Raw genomic sequence first — 16,209 nt, forward strand, 5'->3', positions numbered from 1 at the left:
CTTAAAGGAAATCAATAACTAGATTTAACCAAAAACCTAAAATTTAATAGCGAGTCCGGTGTATACGCCAACAAAAAATGGCTGAAAATCACCAGATGTATTATTGAATGTATTTATTTGATATTTAAGCATAGGCTCTAAATTCAAATCAATTTTTTTAGTGACTTGGTAGTTTAAACCTAAACCAAAGTTAGCACTGTAACTTACTTTGTTTATATTGTTTGCTTCGCCTAAAAAAGTACGGCCACCATCTTGAGCTTCTGAAAATACTTCGTTGTTATTTAAAAATAAAGAACTAAAACCACCTATAACATTAACGCCAAATTTATTGCTTAAAACAGCATATTGTAATTCTAGTGGCACTTCTATATAGCCTAAACTTTGATTAATAGATGTGTTTGAAGTTTTTAATAAACTATTTGTGTTTTTAGAACTTAAATTATCTGCGCTAATTAGCGATAATTGCTCGGTTGGAGCATTGCTAATGCTATTATTAGTATTGCTGTTGTTGCTTACATTTTGTAAAGTGCTAGTCGCAGAGCTTACACCAATAGATTGGTAGCTTACTACATTGTTTGTATTGTAACCAAGGTTTACACGGTTAATTCCCGAACGAACACGTAATCTTTTATTTACTGCATAACTAGCCGTAACACCATAACTCATGTTTACTTCGCCTGTTTTAGAGTTGCTGTTAAATTGAGGGTCTATAGACGAGCCTTTTCCGGAGGTATTAAAATAAACAGGAGCGGCGTTGGCAGCTAAACTCCAGCGGTCTGTAGGTGTGTCTGTATCAATAAAATCTTCGGTTTTATCTAGAGCATCTTCAATACTTAGGCTGTTATCTTTTGTGTCATTAGACGCAATAGTTTCGCTAGTTTCTACTATGTTAATTTTCTCTGCTTTAGTCTTTTTTAGATTTGTGTTCTCTGTATTTGTTTTAGCAATAATTTTTTCTTCGGAAATTGAAATATTATTGGTTTTGTTTTCCGCGGAAGCGTTACTTTCTTTTGAGTTTTGTTGAGCTACAGTATTATTGTTCTTTTCATAAAACACATTTTCTTTTTTGTTTTTAACAGAAGAAGATGGCTTGTTTTTATTTGATTTTTTCGCTGATTGGGCGGAATTACTATTGGTTTGATTTGTATGGTCGGCGCTTGCAATTGTTGTTGCTGTTGCGGAGTTTTGATTATTACTGTTCGAGTTTTGATTGTTGTTTTTATTGCTAATAGTGTGTTTCTCCGAATTGGTATTTACACTGTTTTCTTGAGTATTTTGTTCTGAAATAGCTGAATTTATAGTTGTTTCTGAATGAATTGCATCGGTAACAGATGCGTTTTCAATCTCGGAGGCTTGTTTTGCTTCTGTATTAACAACTTCATGTGTTTGGTTGCCTTCAGTTTCGTTGTAAAACGTATTAATACCTAGCGTTAGAAAAACTAACAAAAGTGCAGCAACACCTGCGTAACGCCACCAAATTGGTATTACTCGTCGTTTTTTCTTGTCTTGATTAAGTTCGGCTTCTATGTTTTTCCATACAGCATTGCTGGGAGTGGCTTCAAAATCTTTTAAGCCTTCCTGGAAAAGTCTGTCTATGTGTTTTTTATCACGCATTATAATGATTGCAAACTTGTTGCGGATTTATGTGTTTCGATAGTTTGTTTCAAAATTTGTCTAGCTCGGGCTAAATTAGATTTTGAAGTTCCTATTTTAATTTTTAGCATCTCTGCTATTTCTTTATGCGAATAATCGTCTAGTACATACAGGTTAAAAACGAGTCGGTACCTGTCTGGTAATTCTTGTATTATTTGAAGTAAGTAATCTATAGAAAGTTGGTCGTCATCTATATCAACTTCAACATCTTCAATGGCATCTTCGTTAATAATATCAAAAACTTTTTCGTTACGGTAGCGTTGCATTACGGTATTAATGGTAATACGTTTTAGCCAGCCTTCAAAAGAGCCTTTGTTTTTAAATTGATCAATTTTTTTAAATATGGTTAAAAAGGCATCTTGCAGATTATCTTCTGCTTCAGCATAGTTTCTAGAATACTTTAGGCACACAGCGAAAAGTTTACTCGAAAAGAGTTTGTACAGTTCGCCCTGTGCCTTAGTATTTTTAGTTTTACAATTTTCTATGAGTTGATTTAAACTCAAAATTATACACGTGTTAATTAGTTATTTTTACTCTACAACAGGCACTTCAATTGTTAAATATTGGTGTTCGCCGTCGGCATCTTCACCTTGCCAAAATTTAAAAATATACGATCCGTTACCGGTTACAATAAAGTTAAAAGTGTTTTCAACCAATTCGTTTTCTAGTGGTTCGCAATTGTTATCTTCAAATACATAATTAATTGGGGCAACGGTGCGTTCGTTATTGTTTTTAAGATAGTAAAATTCTCTAAAAGAGTGACAATTAGATGGTCTTAGGTACGAAACCGTAATCGGGTAGGTTTCACCAAGAGTAAATTCATCTGGAATATCGACACTTTCTACAGGTAAAATCTCAAAACTATAATCTAAGCCGTCATCATCAACACTACACGAAGCTAAAATTAGAGTTAAACAAATTACAAGCAATTTTTTCATTTCAATACTTTTTTTAGTTAAAATATGCGTTTTGTTTTATAGATGCTATTTTTATTAAATGGTTGCGTAGATAATTGATTTTAGTTTAGTAAGCCTAACGTTTAGAGCAAAAAAAATCCCGAAAGTATCGGGATTTTATATATTTAAAAGAAAACAATGTTTAGTTAAGGTTTTCTTTAATAGCTGCTTTTATTTTTTGTTCTAATTCATCAAAAAGTTCTGGGTTGTCTTTAATGATTGCTTTTACAGCATCACGACCTTGCCCAAGTTTAGTATCTTCGTAACTAAACCAAGAACCACTTTTCTTTACAATTTCGTACTCTACAGCAACATCAAGAATTTCACCAACCTTACTTACACCTTCTCCGTACATAATATCGAATTCGGCCATTTTAAATGGTGGAGCTACTTTGTTTTTTACAACTTTTACTCTGGTTTTGTTACCTAAAACATCACCATTACTGTTTTTAATTTGGGTAGAACGACGAATATCTAAACGTACAGATGCGTAGAATTTTAATGCGTTACCACCAGTTGTTGTTTCTGGGTTACCGAACATAACACCAATTTTTTCACGTAATTGGTTAATAAATATTACAGTACAGTTTGTTTTGCTAATAGACCCTGTAAGTTTACGTAAAGCCTGAGACATTAAACGTGCGTGTAAGCCCATTTTAGAATCTCCCATTTCGCCTTCAATTTCACTTTTTGGTGTTAATGCAGCAACGGAATCGATAACAACAATATCGATAGCGCCAGAACGAATTAAATTATCGGCAATTTCTAATGCTTGCTCACCATTATCTGGTTGAGAAATAATTAGGTTATCTATATCTACACCAAGGTTTGCAGCGTAAAAACGGTCGAAAGCATGCTCTGCATCAATAAAAGCTGCAATTCCACCAGCTTTTTGAGCTTCGGCAATAGCGTGTAAAGTTAATGTGGTTTTACCCGATGATTCTGGTCCGTATATTTCAATAACACGTCCACGTGGATATCCACCAACGCCTAATGCGATATCTAAACCTAAAGAACCTGAAGGAATAGCTTCAACATCTTGAATAGCGGCATCGCTCATTTTCATTACCGTACCTTTTCCGTAGGCTTTATCTAGTTTATCTAAAGTAAGTTTTAGGGCTTTTAATTTCGCTTCTTTTTCGCTGCTCATTATATATTTTTTTCTGAAGATTTGTCTGCTAAAATACTACATCTTTTGGGAGAACACAATAATAGTTTTCAACATAATTTAGATTGTAATAGGGTTGATTTATTGGTTTTTGGAAGAAATTGAAACTATTTACGCAACCTTTTAGTTTGTTTTGCATCTATTAAATGAAAAAGGGAAAATTGTTTGCTGTGAAATTTAACAAATGAGCACTTGATAACGACTAGCTCAAACTATTTTAATAGCACTTAGATATTTATTATTTAGGTGCTTTTTTTATGCGGTTTATTGGTTGTAGGAAAATTTGATGTTGTAAGTGAGTTAGGGGTTTTAAAAAAAGCATATATTTATAAAGTTAAATAAGTATATGGATGGGATTTATATAGAAAAAGTAAGCTTATCCCTCCTTTTTAATTTATTATAGACGAATTATTAATCCATATAATTAAGTTGTGGTTTATATGCCTAAACAACAAACACTTTTATTAACTTAAAAACTTTAACGGCTTATGAAAAAAATTAATACTTATTTAAAACTTGGAATTCTAACATTACTGACTTCCTTGATGTTTAACAACTGTGAGAAAGAGGAAAACGAACAAATAGATGTGAATACCATTTCTACACAATTACTCGCTGATTTTAACCAAACCGATTATAGCGAACTAATTCCGTATGATTATACCGTAGATTGGAGCAGCCCAACAGAACAATATTCAGAAGAGTTAGAATTATCATATTACGAACTACCCATTAGCTATACTTCATCATTTAATCCAAATGAATTAAACAAATTTAAAAAAGAAGGAACTTATTATATTAAGTATAAAGTTATCGCAATAGAAAATAATGATGAATCTTTTAATTTTTATGCCATAAAATTTTATCAAAATGTCTATCCTTTAAACAATGACTTAATTAATGCAGATGTTTCATTTAGCAACCTTAATAGTTTCACTGGTATTATTCATTTAGTTAACAATAATAAAAAATTGGTTTACAAAAAACAATTAAATGAAGGCAGACTTATTATGTCAACAAAGTTTAATAACAAAAAAGGAAGCAATACTAATAGTTCATCTTTATATGGAAAATCCTCCGCATCTTGTCCAACAATTACAGTAGCCACATATACAGATTGGTATTCCAATAGTGGTCCTGGTGGTTCTTTCGTTTATACACATACACAACATACAGGCTATACAACCATAAATACTTGTAATGGAAGTAGTGGTTTACCCGAAATTAACAAGTATGGCTCAAACGGAGAAGGTATTTATGTTAAGAAAAAGGGTAATGGAGGTGTTTATAATGATGACTCCAGCGAAGAAGACGAAAATATTGTTTTAATTGAGGATGAAATTAGTAATTGTGCGTCTGGATTGTATCCTAACGCAAATGGAGATTGTGTAACCTTAGCTGAACTATATGATAAAATTGATTCTAGCGAACTCACTGGAAAAGCAAAATGTCTACATGATTTATTAGATAAAAATGGAAGTTCCTATATCAAAGACCTTATGTCTAAATTTAAAGGAGAATCTGAATTTGATATTAAAATTGTTTCTAAAGATAAAGTTATTTCTTCTAAAACCGGAGAAGAAATAAACGGAAGTACTTCACCAATTATAAATGGAGTTATTACAATTAGTATCAATTCTTCAAAAGTAAATCTTCATTCAGACCTCGCCACTACAAAAACTATTCTGCATGAATATATACATGCCGATATAAGAAGAAAGCTAAAGACTCAGTCTCCATCTTCAACTGATAAAGAATTTAAAGATGATTTTGAACAATATGGTAAAGACCATCATGAAACAATGGGTGCTTTATATGTAAACTCTATGAGAGATGCTCTTAAGTTTTTTCATAAAAATGTCCTTAAAAGTGATTATGAAAAATACACAAATTATTATGAAGAAAAACCAAGTGATGATTTTTATGAAGCTTTAGCATGGAGAGGTTTAAAGGAACATGATGTTAAAGCCTGGAACGAGTTAAGTCCTTCAAGAAAACAAGAGATTGAAAATCTATCGTTAAGAATTGACAATTTAACATCTTCTGCAAAGTGTAATTAAAATTAATTTTATGAAAAAAGTAATAATATTTATTGTTTGCTCTGCAATTTTCAGTATTTCTAATGCTCAAGGAACAATCAAGGATACTATATTTCTAAAACTTGATTCAAAATATATTTATGAATCTTTATATGTTCCAAATCATTTCTTGTTAGAGGACAGCAGTGATATCGGAAAAGGAACTTTTTATTTTGAAAAACTTGAGAACAATGAAATCATTGAAGTAAAACCTAAAAAAGTACATTGTTTAAAAAAAATGGTTCGTTCTTCACGATTTTACGACAAAAAAATAAAAAAATTGGATGACGATGGTCTATTTGAATATTTTAACGATTTTATTATTTTTTTGGTAAAAACTAAAGAAGGAAAGAAAGAATTTATAAAAGTACGTGCAAACTGGGAAATAGAATAAATACAAACCACAACACAGGCTATAAGTAATTGCTTGTTCTCGCCTACTTTGGAAATTCCCGCGGAATTTCCAACTTGGTGTGTACTTGTAAAGTTTCGTGCTAAATAACGCAACTACTCATAGCCGAGACCGTTGCCAAACATATGAAAATCGAGACTCATAATATATTTCATCTATTAATTTTTGCTTTATTCTATAACTTGACTATTGCGCAAAACGATATTTATTTTTTAATAAATAAAAATGATTCTCTAATAAAACTGCAAATTTCAAATGAACCAAAAACTTATGCTGGTTATAGAATATTGTATGATGAGAGAGTTAAAACAAGAAGAAATAATACGCCGATTCAAAAAACATCAAATGGAGAAGTTAAAGTTTGGGTAGAAGATTCTAAATATGACTACTTTGTATATGATAATCCTTTTGTTTCTTTCAGTTTCATAAAAGAATATGATAAATTAGTTAACAAAGAAGAACTTAATAAGTTAAAAATAATTACTGACCGAAAGGATTTTTTGAAAATTGGAGAAAAAGGAGGGTTTGACGAATTAGGAAATAATTATTTTTTTCTTGAAAAACGAGAAAAAAACAAGTATTTAATTAGAAAAGTTTATACAGTTATATATGAATAAGTTGCTATTATGAATAAAAATACGTTTGGCAACAAAGTACTGTGCTAAAAAACAGGTGAAACTCACTAAATTACTCCAACAGTTATTATCGTAAATCAGCCTTGACTTGTAATAGCAATCGCTGGTTTTTCATTCTTTTTTCAGTAAAGGCTTTTCTTTTTTGGATAGGTAACGTTTATTGTAAGTTAATTTGTTTATAACTATCAAACCTCGGCAAACACTCGCGCTAGGGATTGAACGGTATGTTTGAAATCCTTTTTGTTTTTCCTTTAAAAACAAAAAGATTGAGTAGTGAAAGCCCGACCCTTTTCGGGTAGCGCTCAAAATGTTTTTATTCTAAGTGTGAGTTCTTTTGAAAATATTATCTTTGTTGCTTAAAATATTTCTTAACCTTAAAAACTTAGTATAGCATGCAACTGTACAACAAATTAAGCGCCGAAGAAAGAGCTGAATTAATTGACAACGCAGGAAAAAGTCGATTAACACTTTCTTTTTATCAGTATGCCAAAATTGGCAATCCACAAATTTTTAGAGATCATTTGTTTTTAACTTGGGACCCGATGGAGGTTTTGGGTAGAATTTACGTGGCCCACGAGGGTATTAACGGACAATTATCTTTGCCAGCCGATCGATTTAACGAATTTAAAGCGCATTTAGATACCATAGATTTTTTAAAAGATATTCGATTAAATGTTGCTGTAGAGCAGGATAATAAATCGTTTTTGAAGTTGAAAGTAAAAGTGCGTAACAAAATTGTTGCCGATGGTTTAAACGATGATACCTTTGATGTGCGTAACAAAGGTGTGCATGTAGATGCTGGGAAATTTAATGAATTAATTGAAGATGAAAACACCGTTTTGGTGGATATGCGAAACCATTATGAGAGTGAAATTGGGCATTTTAAAAATGCTGTAACTCCAGATGTGGATACGTTTAGAGAGTCTTTAGATATTATTGAAGACGATTTAAAAGCGCATAAAGAAGATAAAAATTTAGTGATGTATTGCACTGGTGGAATTCGTTGTGAAAAGGCGAGTGCGTATTTTAAACATAAAGGGTTTAAAAATGTTTTTCAGTTGGAAGGTGGTATTATTGAATACACGCGCCAAGTGAAGGAACAGCAATTAGAAAATAAGTTTTTAGGTCAGAATTTTGTTTTTGATGAGCGTCGTGCCGAGCGTATTAGTGACGATGTTATTGCAAATTGTCACCAATGTGGAACGCCCTTTGATGTACACACCAACTGTGCTAACGAGGCTTGCCATTTATTATTTATACAGTGCGATAATTGTAAAACAGAAATGGATAATTGCTGCTCTACAAACTGTAAAGAGATACATGCTTTACCTTACGAGGAGCAAAAAGAGCTTCGTAAAGGACAAGGTAATAGTAACGATATTTTTAAGAAGGGCCGTGCCGATCACTTACCTTACAAAAAGGATTTGCGTAATATTTTTGATGTTTTGAAAACACAGAAAGAGGCTTAGTTTTTTTTACTATAAATTAATATTGAAATGCCACGGGGAAACCTTGTGGCATTTTTAGTTTATAATAAGGGTGTAGTTAATGTCTTGGAGCGATAAAAGGCTGATGTCTTTTCGGTTTTCGAGATTAAACAGCGATTGTAATTCTTTTATTTCTTCACGATTAAACATAAGGACTAAATTGGGTTGCATAGATGGTATTGGTATTTTACGCTGCACTTTGGCGCAGGCGTATTTATGCTCCCAATAATCTATTTCTATATTGATTACATAGTCTTTAAATTGTTTAAACTCGCTTTGTTGAAACTCTAGGTATATATTATTGAATTCTAAATGAAATACATGGCATTCACTACAAAAAGAGAGTTCGCCACTGGGGACTTTAGATAAAACTTTTACACTATCTCTACACATAATTAATAATTTTTAGTAGCAGTCTGTTTTTATTTGATTGTTGTCTTGAAAGGCACTTAACGGTAGGTTTAACTCGGTTGAGGTAATATCGTTAAGGGTTATTAAAACACCGTTTTTCATGGCAACCGAGCCGCAGATCATGATAACACCACCAGATTTTAAAACCCGAGTTATGATTTCTGTTTTTTCCATAATTAAGTTTTGCACATACTTCTTTTGGCTTTCTTCTCTAGAAAAACTCACGAAGAAACCAGAAAGACTTTTGCTATAAAACGCACGATCTATTAAATCTGAATACATTTTTAACGATTCTTTTGATCGACCACCCCAAAACAAGTATTTTTTGGCTTGCTTGGTAGTATCGTTAATCATGCCTAAAAAAGGTGCAATACCGGTTCCGTTGGCAATCATGACTACTTCTTTTGCTTTTTTAGGGAAATGAAAATCGGTATTCGTTTTTATCGTGGCTGTCGTCATGTCGTTAATATTTAGGTGGTTAAAATAATTGGAGCATAAACCAAACTCATGTTTTTTTATACTTAAAAGTATATTGTTGTCTAGCTTAGCAATAGAATACAAGCGCTCTACCGGATCATTCTCTGGGTAAACAGAAAGTAAATCTCCCGATTGAAATGTTACTTTTTTACTTGGTTTTAAATGAAGTAAGAAGGTTTGATCTTGGTTGAGGTTTGTGCGGTTAACTAATTGAAATGTTTTTTGGTTTTTGGTGTTTATTCTGTTTTTTGGAGCTTCTAGATTTAGGGTTAAACCGTTATGTTCACTCCATTTTTTTGCCCACAGAGAAAAATCGGAAAACGATTGATTGTTTATTTTATGAAGTGCCGTATTAGGAATAAAGTTTTTATGAAACTGTAGCGTGGCATCTACCACTACGGCGTATTTGCAATAATCTGGATAAGCCATTGACCCAAAGCCAACCACAGAATATTGTAGAATATTTTCTTGCTGAGTATTGCTAATTAGCTTCTCGAAATTTTTGGAGTTTGTTGGTGCTTCGCCTTCTCCATAAGTCGATGTAAAAATAATAAGCTGTTTGGCTTTTTTATAAGTGGTGTATTTGTTTAATTCAGTAATAAAAACCGTTTTTCCTGCTGCTAAAAGCGCATTGTAAAAGGCGTTTGAGAGCGCAAATGTGTTTCCGGTTTCTGAGCCGACTAGAATAATAAATTCCGATTGGTCTTTTTTGTGCTTATTTTTTGGCACGGTACTCTTTTTTGTACGTCGAATAGACATAGCGAAACCAGAATAAATAAAGAATAAAATAGCCACAGAAGTAAATAATAAAACAAGAGACCAAATTATGCTACCTTGCCCAGTATGCAAGACAAAAATTAGGTTTGAGGCTTGTGTTACTAACGATTTTTGTTGCTTGCTAATGGCAACTCCTGAGAATTGATTTATAAGTATTTCTTCATCTTTTAATTTTAAGGTGAAATAGTCTTCAATGTCATCAGAAAAAGGGAATTCTAGATGTTCAACATCTTCTAATGTAGTATTTTTAAAAAGCTGAAAGTCTGCAACACTAATTTTTGAGGTTTCAGTAAAAGATTCATCTAAAAATTGATGCGAAATTTTATCGGAAGGTAATAACGAAAACTTTTCTAAAGATAGGTAAACACCAGTAATAGTTACAATAACTATCGGAATAAGCGTGTAACGACCAATAATGATATGATAATATTGATCGAATTCTTCTTTTACAACTTTAGAGAAAAATTTTGATAAACCACCCTGACGCTTTCCTATTAAAATAACGCCTGTTATAGCCATTAAAAGGAGTAAAAACGAGACTATACCAATAATAGCACGGCCTGTCGATTTTAAAAATAAGGACCGGTGTAGATTGGTTGCAAATTTAAAAATAGGCGCTTTTTCAATAAGTTCTCCTATTTTTTTTCCTGTAAAAGGATTTATATAAAAGGTTTCATTGTTTCCTTCTTTTGTTATTACAGAGGCACTTACAAAATCGTTTTTATCAATATCTATATTTATAACTTCTGAGTATTCGCTTTGTAAAACCTGAATAGTTTTAGCTAAAGACAAGGTGTCTGCTTTGTGCACAGCATAAGGTTCTAGCTTATTCGAAATAGGTTCGAATGCTAAAATAATGCCAGTTATAGAGGCTAGTAGAATAAATAGAGAAGAAGATATAGCCAAAATAAAGTGGCTATATCTCCAAATAGAAATGGTCATTTAATGCAATATTTGTTAAATATTAAGGCGTGTTGCCCCGAGAGATTTATTGCGGTATCATACGTACATAGCGTATGTAACCATTTCCCTCATGTTTTAATTTTACGTTTTCTGAAGTTAAAGGAAACTCAACATCTTTGGTGTGGTATTCTTTGTCTTCCACGGCAGTTTCAAAACGGATGCTGTATCCAGCGTCTATTTTATCGTTTTCAATTTCAACTACACTTATAGCACGTTCTCCTCCACCAATAGTGGCGCCTGTAATGGCATCGATAGATGGTCTTGTTTTTCCGTAAAAACGCCACCATTCAGAAATATCATGGTACCATTCATCATCGTCACCTTGTACGTAAAGTGTTTTTTCATAGTCACCTTCTGGATTAATTAAGGAAATTACAACATAAGCGCCTTCTCCAGAATAATTAATCATTTGTACCATACATTTAAAAGTGTTTGGTTTTGGTGTAAATGCTAAAGTTGTTAGTATCGTTAAAGCAAGTATGCTAAGGTATGCGTATAGTTTTATTTTTGTTTTCATTGGGTATTATTTTAAGAAGTTAATATCGATTGCATTTGCTTTTAGTATCTCGTTTTCTTGAGCTAAATCGAAAACAGATTCCTCAAATTCTGTTAGAGCTTTTTTATCGGCACCTTGTTCAATGAGGTATTTTAAAATCGAAGCATCTTTCGCTTTCATGGCTGCAATATGAAGTACTGAAAGGCCATCTTTATTGGTAGTGTTGATGTCGATTTTTATTGGTTCTAAAAATTTTAGTAAATCTAAATCTAGTTTCTCTATCGCGATTTGGTATAAGGTGTTATTACCAGCTTGCGTAGCAGTAAAATCTACTTGATTTGCTTTTAATAGCTTTGCCTTTTCGTTAAAACCAGTTTTTTGCCTTTTGCTGTAAGTGTTTACTAAATAGTAAGCTAAATTATTACCTTCTTTATCTACAATTTTAGCATCGGCCTTGTTAGCTAATAAATAAGATACAACTTCAGGCTTGTTACGTTCTACTGCAAGCGTTAAAGCCGATTGTCCTTTTTTGTTTAATAAATTAATGTTTTTATTAAGTGGCTCTAAATATTTTACAATGTCTAAACTATTAGATTGCGCTGCTTTTATAAATGGCGTATTTCCGTTTTCATCTTGCTTATTAACATCCACTCCTTTTTTTATAAAGTAATCTAAAATCTTGATGTCTTTAGTGTTTGCGGCAACGTTATGTAATGGGTTTGTACCTTTTTTAGTAGTAACATTGGCTTCAATACCTAAGCTTTCTAGATAGTTGTAAACCTCAATACCATTAGAATGTCCACGACCACCTTGGCTAGCAAAAATAAAAGCATTTCCACCATTTTTATTTATGGTATTGTATTCAATACCTTTAGCTACAAGCTTTTTAAGCATATCGATATTTCCTGATTTTGCTGTGTAATTAAACACACCATTTCCGTAATTATCTTTACTTTTTAAATCGATGCCTTTAGATTCAAAATAGTTGACAAGTTCAAAATCTGATAATTTAGGAACTAAAAGTAAAAGTGCGTTAGCACCATCTTTACTTGTTTCCGTAAGTACGTTAGCTCCGTGAGCTATTAGAGCATCATATATTTTTGTGTTTGTTTGTCCTGCGGCAGCTGCGAAAATTAATGGAGAACTTCCTTTATCATCAATAATATCAGTTTTCGCACCGTTTTTTAAAAGGTAATTTACGAGTTCTAAATTTCCGGAGTAAGCTGCCCAAAACAAGTATGTTCTGCCATCGTGTGTTAGTTTGTTAACACCATTTTCTTCAAAACTTAATAAGTATTTTGTGATGTTAAAATCGGCTTTAGCAAAGATAGAACTTGTTACAGCATCAAAACCAAAGGCGGTTAATTCCGAAGGACTATTGCCTTCCTTAATGGTTTGTTTTACTTTTTCTAAACTGGGTTTGTTTACCCAGAATTTTTTGTCGCGTAATGAGTTTGTGTCCTGCGCAAAGACATTGAAAGTACACGCTAAGATTAATGCGATTGTTATTAATTGTTTCATATATATTATTTTACAAAAGATTCTATTATTGGGTTAATTTTTTCTGAAGTATTGTAGTTTTCATTATCAAACAAAAACTTGTAAAGTGGCTTGTTGTCTACTTTTTCTTCTAAACTAAGGTTGGTGTTTCTGCCATAAACAGCATCCCATTTGTTACGAACAAGTGCCCATTTATCTTGGTTTTCTGTCCACCAATCGGCAGCAGCTTTACATTTGTTATCGGCTACTTTCACGTAAGTGTTATACCCTTTTTCTTTAGCTAAAATCACATCAGCTTTGCCAGCTTCACGAATTACTTTACTGTTATCTTGATCGTGTACCCAACCAGTGCTTGTAATTTCGTGACGGTTGCCACGTGTGGTTACATTGTAATCGCTACGTTTTGTGTATTCTCGTCTTGGTAGTGGCGCATCGGTAGTATTTTCCCAGTAATTTTTACCGTCTACATGCACCCAAGTTCCTGAACCTTCGTAACGCGGACTATCATCTACCTGATATACTTTTTGCGCCCATTGCCCTTTAACTTCAGCTTTTGGTTTTGTGATAAAATTCCAAGTATTATCACCATTAAACATGTAGAACTCTGTGTTTTCAAAAAGCCAATCTTGTCTCCAGTGCTTTACAATGTATGGGCTGTTTGCTGGTCCAACTTGTAATAAATGCTGAATAGAAATTTTGTTTTTATCATCTTCAACAAGTTGGGCCCACTCTAACCCCTTATCAACTTTGGTTTGCGATGGTTTGTATAGCGAGTCTTCGCTGTAGTTAAAAGTCTCGGCAAAATTAAAGGTAACTTCAAAACAACCGCACATGTTTTTAATGGCAGCGGCATCTTGTTTTTTCTTGTTTTGGGCCTTTACTGTTGTTGTAATTGTAAAGCATATTAAAATTAATAGCGCTAATGGTTTCATTTTTAAGCTGTTTTTTTCTTGGGTTAGTGATTGATGTAAAATAAATTAAAATTTATTGTTCTTATTTAGACTGAATTAAAATAACGTTTATATTTGTAGCAAATTTATATAGAATGAATCTAAATAAAAACATTATTTTAATCTTTTTTTCAATAACTTTTTCAAGCATCGCATTTTCTCAAGCAGAAAAAGAAGCTGAGGAAGACGTAAATAGTTTAGAGGAAGTTGTGGTTACGGGACAATACAATCCGCAGTCTATCCGAAAATCGGTTAATAGTGTTATCGTTATAAACCGTGAACAAATTGAAAATCAGGCTGCGAATAATTTGGCCGATTTACTTAATTATAATCTAAATTTAACGGTTATTCCTAATGCGCAAAGCGGAAAATCGACCATTTCATTTTTTGGTTTAGATGCGCAGTATTTTAATGTTTTGATTGATAATATTCCGTTAGTAAGTGATAATGGTTTGGGGAATAATATCGATTTAACTCAAATAAATCTCGATGATATTGCCCGTATTGAAATTGTTGAAGGCGCTATGGGTGTAGAGTACGGAGCCAATGCTGTTTCGGGTGTTATTAACATTATCACAAAAGCATCCATAGATAATACATGGCGTATTCAGGCCATTTTACAAGAGGAAACTGTAAGCGATGAGTATGGTTGGTTTGATGAAGGTAGGCATATTCAAGGTTTAAATATTTCGCATAATATTAATGACAATTGGTTTGGTCGTGTTGGTGTAAACCGAAATCAGTTTGCAGGATTTTATAATGCACAATTAGGTGAAAACCATTATCAAAATGATGGTTTACGCGGGTATGATTGGTTACCTAAAACACAAATAAACTCTAATGTATTTTTAAATTATAAGAAGAAATCCTTCAGCTTATCTTATAAATCGGAATATTTTAATGAAGTGATTCATTATTACGATGCCGCTGTTCGAGCCAATATTGATACAGAAAGACAAACTAGTAATCCCTCGGCAACCGATAAAATTTATACTACAAATCGATTTGTAAATAATTTAAATCTTAACGGACATTTTACATCCGGAGCAAATTATGGACTGTCGCTTTCTTACCAGCAGCAAACACGCGATTTAAACGAGTTTAATTATTACATACTTACCCAAGACAGAACAAACGAAAGCGATGAAACCTATCAGTCTAGTCATGTGTTTTTTGCAAAAGGTTTGGTCAGTAATTTGGTAAAAAGTGATGTGTTTAATTTTCAACTGGGGTTTGAAAGTCGCTTAATGAAAGGCTTTGATACCGAAGCCTCTGGAGATGTTACTCAGTTAGATAAGGAACAAAAGCAAAATAATACAGCCGTTTTTGGGTCTTCGGAATTTAGCTTAAGTGATAAGTTTTCAATACGTCCAGGGATTCGATATGAGTACAATTCGCTATTTCATTCCAAATTAATAAGTTCTTTTAGCACGCGCTATTTAATGAAACAAGGTTTTGAATTGCGAGGGAATATCGGCACATCTTATCGTACGCCAAGCTTTAGTGAGTTGTATTACTATTTTGTAGATTCTAATCACGATGTTCAAGGGAATGAAAATTTAAATCCGGAGAATGGGTTTTCAGCGGCTATAAATCTTAAAAAGCGAAGTTGGATAAATGATGTTTCGCTTATAAATACATTTAAAATTACCTATCTCGATGTTAACGATAAAATAGATTTAGCTGTTGTAAATACTTCGCCTTTGCAGTATCAGTATATCAATATTGATGCTTATAAATTATGGGGAATAACTTCGGAAAATAAAATAAAAACCAATAATTGGTCTTTCAATTTAGGCGCTACGCTTCAGGGGATTTCCCGAATTGCAAATAATGAAGTGAATGCCAATAATGATTTTCTGTATTCGTATCAAATAAATACAAGCGCGAATTACTTCATTAAAAAATGGAATACAGGTGTAACGCTACTTTTAAAACACAACGGTAAACAGAAAGATTATGTGGGTTCTGGAACCGATGACGATGGAAATTCTGTATTCGAAAAAGCAACAACCAATGCTTACTCGTGGTTAGATGCATCTATTAAAAAATCTTTTTTCAACAATAAAATTCAAGCTACTCTGGGAGGTCGAAACTTGCTCGATGTCACTGATGTTAGAGTTAGCGGTTCTTCTAGTGGCGCTGTTCATGCAACTAATAGTAGCTCGTTGTTACTGGGTTATGGACGATCTTATTATTTAAAACTTTTATACAATCTTAATTTTTAACCAATAAATACTTTTAAT

At 32.7% G+C, this 16,209-nt stretch carries 14 protein-coding genes; 5 read left to right on the forward strand and 9 right to left on the reverse strand.

The genetic code is table 11. The features are described 5' to 3' along the window. Nucleotides 1-36: 36 nt before the first annotated feature. The 4 genes from BM246_RS06515 to recA all read right to left on the reverse strand — a co-directional run bounded on the left by BM246_RS06515 (nucleotide 37) and on the right by recA (nucleotide 3,759). Nucleotides 37-1,614: a hypothetical protein gene (locus BM246_RS06515; RefSeq protein ID WP_074936639.1), complete on the reverse strand. Its 1,578-nt coding sequence runs from the start codon at nucleotides 1,612-1,614 to the stop codon at nucleotides 37-39. Then, nucleotides 1,614-2,156, reverse strand: a complete 543-nt coding sequence (locus BM246_RS06520) for an RNA polymerase sigma factor (RefSeq protein WP_074936641.1) — start codon at nucleotides 2,154-2,156, stop codon at nucleotides 1,614-1,616. Before BM246_RS06520 ends, BM246_RS06515 begins: the two co-directional genes overlap by 1 nt. 27 nt (nucleotides 2,157-2,183) lie before the next feature. Beyond that, complete coding sequence (locus tag BM246_RS06525; RefSeq protein ID WP_042502314.1) at nucleotides 2,184-2,591, reverse strand: hypothetical protein; 408 nt, start codon at nucleotides 2,589-2,591, stop codon at nucleotides 2,184-2,186. Between the two features lie 160 nt (nucleotides 2,592-2,751). Continuing rightward, complete coding sequence (gene recA, locus BM246_RS06530; RefSeq protein ID WP_042502316.1) at nucleotides 2,752-3,759, reverse strand: recombinase RecA; 1,008 nt, start codon at nucleotides 3,757-3,759, stop codon at nucleotides 2,752-2,754. Between the two features lie 506 nt (nucleotides 3,760-4,265). Between recA and BM246_RS06535 the strand changes: the two genes are divergently transcribed. The 4 genes from BM246_RS06535 (at nucleotide 4,266) to trhO (ending at nucleotide 8,371) form a co-directional block, all read left to right on the forward strand. After that, nucleotides 4,266-5,837 carry a hypothetical protein gene (locus BM246_RS06535; RefSeq protein WP_139221863.1) on the forward strand — a complete coding sequence of 524 codons (1,572 nt, stop codon included), beginning with the start codon at nucleotides 4,266-4,268 and terminating at the stop codon, nucleotides 5,835-5,837. Nucleotides 5,838-5,847: 10 nt separating this feature from the next. Further along, nucleotides 5,848-6,249, forward strand: coding sequence for a hypothetical protein (locus BM246_RS19945; RefSeq protein WP_074936645.1), 402 nt, complete (start codon nucleotides 5,848-5,850; stop codon nucleotides 6,247-6,249). Nucleotides 6,250-6,392: 143 nt separating this feature from the next. Continuing rightward, the gene (locus tag BM246_RS06545) at nucleotides 6,393-6,884 is read left to right on the forward strand and encodes a hypothetical protein (RefSeq protein WP_133967610.1); all 492 of its coding nucleotides are present in this window, start codon (nucleotides 6,393-6,395) and stop codon (nucleotides 6,882-6,884) included. A 410-nt stretch (nucleotides 6,885-7,294) separates the two neighbouring features. Beyond that, nucleotides 7,295-8,371, forward strand: coding sequence for an oxygen-dependent tRNA uridine(34) hydroxylase TrhO (trhO, locus tag BM246_RS06550; RefSeq protein WP_042502320.1), 1,077 nt, complete (start codon nucleotides 7,295-7,297; stop codon nucleotides 8,369-8,371). A 54-nt stretch (nucleotides 8,372-8,425) separates the two neighbouring features. Here the strand turns inward: trhO and BM246_RS06555 are convergent, their stop codons facing one another. Genes BM246_RS06555 through BM246_RS06575 form a run of 5 tightly spaced genes read right to left on the reverse strand, consistent with a single transcriptional unit; the run spans nucleotide 8,426 to nucleotide 13,945 of the window. Continuing rightward, on the reverse strand, nucleotides 8,426-8,782 hold the full coding sequence (locus tag BM246_RS06555; RefSeq protein ID WP_083415727.1) for a DUF6686 family protein: 357 nt from the start codon (nucleotides 8,780-8,782) through the stop codon (nucleotides 8,426-8,428). A gap of 12 nt (nucleotides 8,783-8,794) precedes the next feature. Continuing rightward, entirely contained in the window at nucleotides 8,795-10,996 is a 2,202-nt protein-coding gene (locus BM246_RS06560; protein ID WP_175489785.1) for a PepSY domain-containing protein, read from the reverse strand. Between the two features lie 46 nt (nucleotides 10,997-11,042). Continuing rightward, nucleotides 11,043-11,534 carry a DUF2271 domain-containing protein gene (locus tag BM246_RS06565; protein ID WP_074936650.1) on the reverse strand — a complete coding sequence of 164 codons (492 nt, stop codon included), beginning with the start codon at nucleotides 11,532-11,534 and terminating at the stop codon, nucleotides 11,043-11,045. A 6-nt stretch (nucleotides 11,535-11,540) separates the two neighbouring features. Further along, nucleotides 11,541-13,034, reverse strand: coding sequence for an ankyrin repeat domain-containing protein (locus BM246_RS06570; protein ID WP_074936653.1), 1,494 nt, complete (start codon nucleotides 13,032-13,034; stop codon nucleotides 11,541-11,543). A 5-nt stretch (nucleotides 13,035-13,039) separates the two neighbouring features. Further along, the gene (locus BM246_RS06575) at nucleotides 13,040-13,945 is read right to left on the reverse strand and encodes a DUF6607 family protein (RefSeq protein ID WP_074936654.1); all 906 of its coding nucleotides are present in this window, start codon (nucleotides 13,943-13,945) and stop codon (nucleotides 13,040-13,042) included. A gap of 113 nt (nucleotides 13,946-14,058) precedes the next feature. On the opposite strand from BM246_RS06575, the gene BM246_RS06580 reads away from it, so the two are divergent. Continuing rightward, on the forward strand, nucleotides 14,059-16,191 hold the full coding sequence (locus tag BM246_RS06580; RefSeq protein WP_074936656.1) for a TonB-dependent receptor plug domain-containing protein: 2,133 nt from the start codon (nucleotides 14,059-14,061) through the stop codon (nucleotides 16,189-16,191). Nucleotides 16,192-16,209 lie beyond the last annotated feature (18 nt).

Origin of the sequence: Algibacter lectus (assembly GCF_900112395.1) — a bacterium.
GTDB lineage: Bacteria > Bacteroidota > Bacteroidia > Flavobacteriales > Flavobacteriaceae > Algibacter > Algibacter lectus.

Coding starts and splice junctions, on each gene's coding strand:
- BM246_RS06560 (WP_175489785.1), bottom strand. CDS start 10,996: ATGACCATTTCTATTTGGAGATATAGCCACTTTATTTTGGCTATATCT.
- BM246_RS06570 (WP_074936653.1), bottom strand. CDS start 13,034: ATGAAACAATTAATAACAATCGCATTAATCTTAGCGTGTACTTTCAAT.
- BM246_RS06580 (WP_074936656.1), top strand. CDS start 14,059: ATGAATCTAAATAAAAACATTATTTTAATCTTTTTTTCAATAACTTTT.
- trhO (WP_042502320.1), top strand. CDS start 7,295: ATGCAACTGTACAACAAATTAAGCGCCGAAGAAAGAGCTGAATTAATT.
- BM246_RS06525 (WP_042502314.1), bottom strand. CDS start 2,591: ATGAAAAAATTGCTTGTAATTTGTTTAACTCTAATTTTAGCTTCGTGT.
- BM246_RS06515 (WP_074936639.1), bottom strand. CDS start 1,614: ATGCGTGATAAAAAACACATAGACAGACTTTTCCAGGAAGGCTTAAAA.
- BM246_RS19945 (WP_074936645.1), top strand. CDS start 5,848: ATGAAAAAAGTAATAATATTTATTGTTTGCTCTGCAATTTTCAGTATT.
- BM246_RS06535 (WP_139221863.1), top strand. CDS start 4,266: ATGAAAAAAATTAATACTTATTTAAAACTTGGAATTCTAACATTACTG.
- recA (WP_042502316.1), bottom strand. CDS start 3,759: ATGAGCAGCGAAAAAGAAGCGAAATTAAAAGCCCTAAAACTTACTTTA.
- BM246_RS06565 (WP_074936650.1), bottom strand. CDS start 11,534: ATGAAAACAAAAATAAAACTATACGCATACCTTAGCATACTTGCTTTA.
- BM246_RS06575 (WP_074936654.1), bottom strand. CDS start 13,945: ATGAAACCATTAGCGCTATTAATTTTAATATGCTTTACAATTACAACA.
- BM246_RS06545 (WP_133967610.1), top strand. CDS start 6,393: ATGAAAATCGAGACTCATAATATATTTCATCTATTAATTTTTGCTTTA.
- BM246_RS06555 (WP_083415727.1), bottom strand. CDS start 8,782: ATGTGTAGAGATAGTGTAAAAGTTTTATCTAAAGTCCCCAGTGGCGAA.